This is a genomic window from Dolichospermum sp. LEGE 00246 (genome assembly GCF_015207865.1).
GTDB classification, from domain to species: Bacteria; Cyanobacteriota; Cyanobacteriia; order Cyanobacteriales; family Nostocaceae; genus Dolichospermum; species Dolichospermum heterosporum.
Map to the genome: position 1 here is coordinate 1 of NZ_JADEWA010000484.1, position 4056 is coordinate 4056.

At 38.7% G+C, this 4056-nt stretch carries 3 protein-coding genes; 2 read left to right on the forward strand and 1 reads right to left on the reverse strand.

Going from position 1 to position 4056, the window contains the following annotated elements:
• Positions 1–66: 66 nt before the first annotated feature.
• Positions 67–1161 (reverse strand): AI-2E family transporter, encoded by a 1095-nt coding sequence (locus IQ228_RS22615; protein ID WP_027401364.1) that lies wholly within the window; start codon positions 1159–1161, stop codon positions 67–69.
• Positions 1162–1468: 307 nt separating this feature from the next.
• On the opposite strand from IQ228_RS22615, the gene pdxH reads away from it, so the two are divergent.
• Entirely contained in the window at positions 1469–2113 is a 645-nt protein-coding gene (gene pdxH, locus IQ228_RS22620) for a pyridoxamine 5'-phosphate oxidase (protein ID WP_027401363.1), read from the forward strand.
• A gap of 676 nt (positions 2114–2789) precedes the next feature.
• A complete protein-coding gene (locus IQ228_RS22625; protein ID WP_168465602.1) occupies positions 2790–3881 on the forward strand; it encodes a glycosyltransferase in 1092 nt (363 codons plus the stop codon).
• Positions 3882–4056 lie beyond the last annotated feature (175 nt).

Consider the following 4056-nt stretch of genomic DNA (forward strand, 5'->3'; position numbering starts at 1 on the left):
GGAGTAGGGGGAGTAGGGGGAGGAAGAAGAATGGTTTTCACCAATGACCAATGACCAATGACCAATTTATTCATCTTGTTCAAATTCCGAGCCGTAATTAGCTCGAAAAGTAGAGACAAAATCGCTGTGATCACTGCCTTTAATGGCATCAAAAGTGCCTTTGATAGTTCCCGCAATTGGCACAGCAACGAGTGTTCCTAATAGTCCAGCAATTTCAAATCCCATTAAAATGGCAATAAAAATCCATAAAGGGTTAAGTCCAATAAAATTGCCCATTAATTTTGGTGCTAACAAATTGTCTTTGATTTGTTGCATGATAACTGCCATTGTAGCGACTGGAAAGGCTAACCACCAATTTTGGATTAATACCAACAATGTGACTAAACCAATGCCTAAAGTTGCACCAACAACGGGAATAAGCCCAGAAATACCGATAATAATAGCAAATAACAGGGCAAATGGAATTTTCAGAAATAAGAAAATGGGTGTAAGGGCTATGACCATAAATAGTCCTAGCAATAATTGGCTCAAAAAAAAGTTTTGAAAATTTAACTGTAATGAGCGGCTAAAAGGAATACCAATATTAGACGGGAGAATGTTAACTAAACCAGACCAAACGCGATCGCCATATATGAGCATATAAAAAGCTAGAACAATGACCAATACTACGTTGAGTATTCCTGATAACAATGTTCCTGCAAATCCTACCGCCCCTGAAGCTATTTGCTGTACTAAATTCTGAATATTAGCATTTATTTGGTTTGTTACCAGCTTTAAATCTATAGATAACCGCCGCTGCTTTGCTAAACTTTCTAGGTGATCTAAATTAGCTTGACTAGTCGCTAACCAATCAGGAATCTTATTTAACAATTGAATGGTTTGGTCAATGACCATTGGTACAAGGGTAACACCCAAAACAATAAACAAAGTTAAAGTCAGCAGTAAAACAATAATTACTGCTTGAGTACGGGTAACTCTGACTTTCTCCAGTAACTTAACCGGGTAATTCAATAGAAAAGCTAGAATTGCAGCAATACTGAGAATAGTAATTGGATTCTGGAAAAAATGGAATAATACAGACAGTAGCCAGATATTGAGGGCGATAATTGGCCCACTGAGTCCATAAGTTAACAGAGTTTGCAGAGAAGCAAGACGGCGCATCTGATTTAATGTATAAGCAAGGACTTCAGGTGTAGGAGACCTAGTGTGGCGGAAGCCATACTTTGGTAATTTCCATTTCCTATTGTCAATACCTTGTCCAAATTGGAAAAAGCTGTGGAACGTAAACGTATCCCTGCGGGATACTGCGTGAACGCCAAGCAATCAGCATGAAACCTAACGCATTTGTTGGGTTGCGCTGTCGCTTAACCCAACCTACGGAAAATGGACAAGGTATTACTATTGTCTAAACTATTTACTGATTTTGATCATAAATTTTAGCTGATCTAAATTTGAGGAAATAACAAAAATGGATACTAACATAGCCGATCTTCGCAAAGACTACACATTACAAGATTTGAATGAGAAACAAATTGATCCAAATCCATTTATACAATTCAAAATTTGGTTCAGTCAGTCCCTATCAGCCCAGCTACCTGAACCTAATGCTATGACTTTGGCTACCTGTACGTCCGATGGTCAGCCTTCGGCGAGAATGGTATTACTCAAAGATTTTGATGAACGGGGGTTTGTCTTATTTACTAATTACAATAGCCAAAAAGGACAGGAATTGACAGTAAACCCCCATGCTGCTTTGGTTTTTTGGTGGGCGGAATTAGAACGCCAGGTCAGAATTGTGGGAACTGTGGAAAAAATTTCCGCAGCAGAATCTGATAGCTATTTTGAAATCCGCCCTACATATAGTCGTTTAGGTGCTTGGGCTTCTAATCAAAGCGAAGTAATTGCAAGTAGGGAATTTTTAGAATTACAATTACAAGAATTTCAGCGCAAATACGAAACTCAGGAAGTTCCTCGTCCTCCCCATTGGGGTGGTTTTCGCGTGATTCCCCAAAAAATTGAGTTTTGGCAGGGAAGATCGAGTCGTTTACATGACCGCCTGTTATATACTCGTGTAGATAATGACGGATGGGAAATCGAGCGTTTATCACCTTGATTTAATATTTGATGTCAGCATTCAGCTATCAGCAGTAATAGTGGAGATGAGGAAGTAGTTATTTCCTGAAAGTTATACACATTTAACATTCTGTATTTCCGTATTGAAAACTGATAGCTGAATACTGAATGCTTAAATGATAATTAATAGGAAGATCCTGATCAGAGTAAAAAACGGTGATTATTAATTAATAATTCAGTATAAGTTAACTACCCCAAATTATCTTTGATATATGTTTCTTAATGTACAGTTAGATTATACTGGATCTGTATATAGTAAGCATGACTTATCAGAAAGACCGACATAGATATAGCAGTTATCAGGTAATTAAGTAGGTTGGCGTTAAAAATTGTTGTTATGGCAAGGGAACAGAAAAGAGGTTTTGGGCAACTTGACTTTTCCTTACATATTTAGTCTTTTTTCCATTCACTTACAAAAGAAGGGAACAGGGAGCAAATAAGAAACACTCATTTGCACCAGTTTAGAGCTTCAGTCAAAAAAAGGATGTTTTTACCAGATGCGTAGCACGAAAAAAACAGTGTCATTATTTCAATCTCATGTTTTTAAACATGAGTTTTTCCTGTTCCCTGTTGCCCGTTCACTGTTCCCTTTGAATTAGATGATTAATCTTTCTTTGCTGAAATGTATTTAAGTTTTGATACACATTTTTAACTTTATGCGAATCATACATATATTAAATCATGTCCAGGAAATCGGTAATGGTATTGTCAATGTAGCTGTGGATTTAGCTTGTTTACAATCCCAATCTGGCGATGATGTGGCGGTAATTTCAGCGGGAGGGGGGTACGAAAAATTATTAAATCAATTTGGTGTTAAACATTACGAAATTAACCAAAGTCGTCAGCCAATAACAATGATGAAGGCGGCGATCGCTTATCGGAAAATTGTGCAAGAATTTCAACCAGATATAGTTCATGCTCACATGATGACTGGTGTGGTGTTAGCGCGGGCTTTGAGATGGGAAAATAGATATATTTTAGTGGCTACTGTCCATAATGAATTTCAACCTAGTAGCCTATTGATGGGTTTAGCAGACCGAGTAATTGCTGTTAGTAAGGCTGTCAAAAATTCGATGGTACAACGGGGAATCCCCAAACAAAAATTACGGGTAATTTGTAATGGGACATTGGGCAGTCCTCGGACTCGGAAAATATCCGATTATCAACCTTTAAGTTTACAAAGTCCAGCGATAGCCACCGTAGCAGGAATGTATAAAAGAAAGGGCATCACTGAATTAATTGCGGCTTTTGAAGAAATTGCTCAGGATTTTCCCGAAGTACATTTATATTTGGTGGGAAATGGTCCAGATAAACAAATATTTGAGTCTCAAGCCCAAGCAACGGCTGTGAGTCATCGGATTCACTTTGAAGGGTTTCAGCCTGAACCCCAACGTTATTTACTAGCCTGTGATATTTTTGTCTTGGCTTCCCACCGTGATCCTTGTCCCTTGGTGCTTTCGGAAGCGAGGGAAGCAGGGCTGGCAATTGTGGCTACGAAGGTGGACGGGATTCCAGAGGCGTTAGATAATGGCAAAGCGGGGATCTTAGTGCCGGTGCAGGATAGTCATCAATTGGCTCAGGCATTAGTGAAATTATTGAGTGATGCGAATATACTTCAGGAATGGAAACAGCGATCGCAGGACAATCTAGAATGGTTAAATGTTGCCCGTGTACACCAAGAAACATTGGCTGTATATGAGGAGTTAAATTTTCAGGAAAGTTTTTCTCCATCTACTCAACCTGACTAATACTGATTTTTAGCTTAATCAGCAGAAGCCCCACGTCTCACTCTTAGAAGCGTGGGATGAATGCGCGTGAGTTGAGTTGCGTAGCCCAAATTGTATTTGAGCGTAGCGAAAACAAAGAAGGCTACAGCGACGAAACGAACAAAATATTGATTTTATGTTATTATAAAAAAGTAGG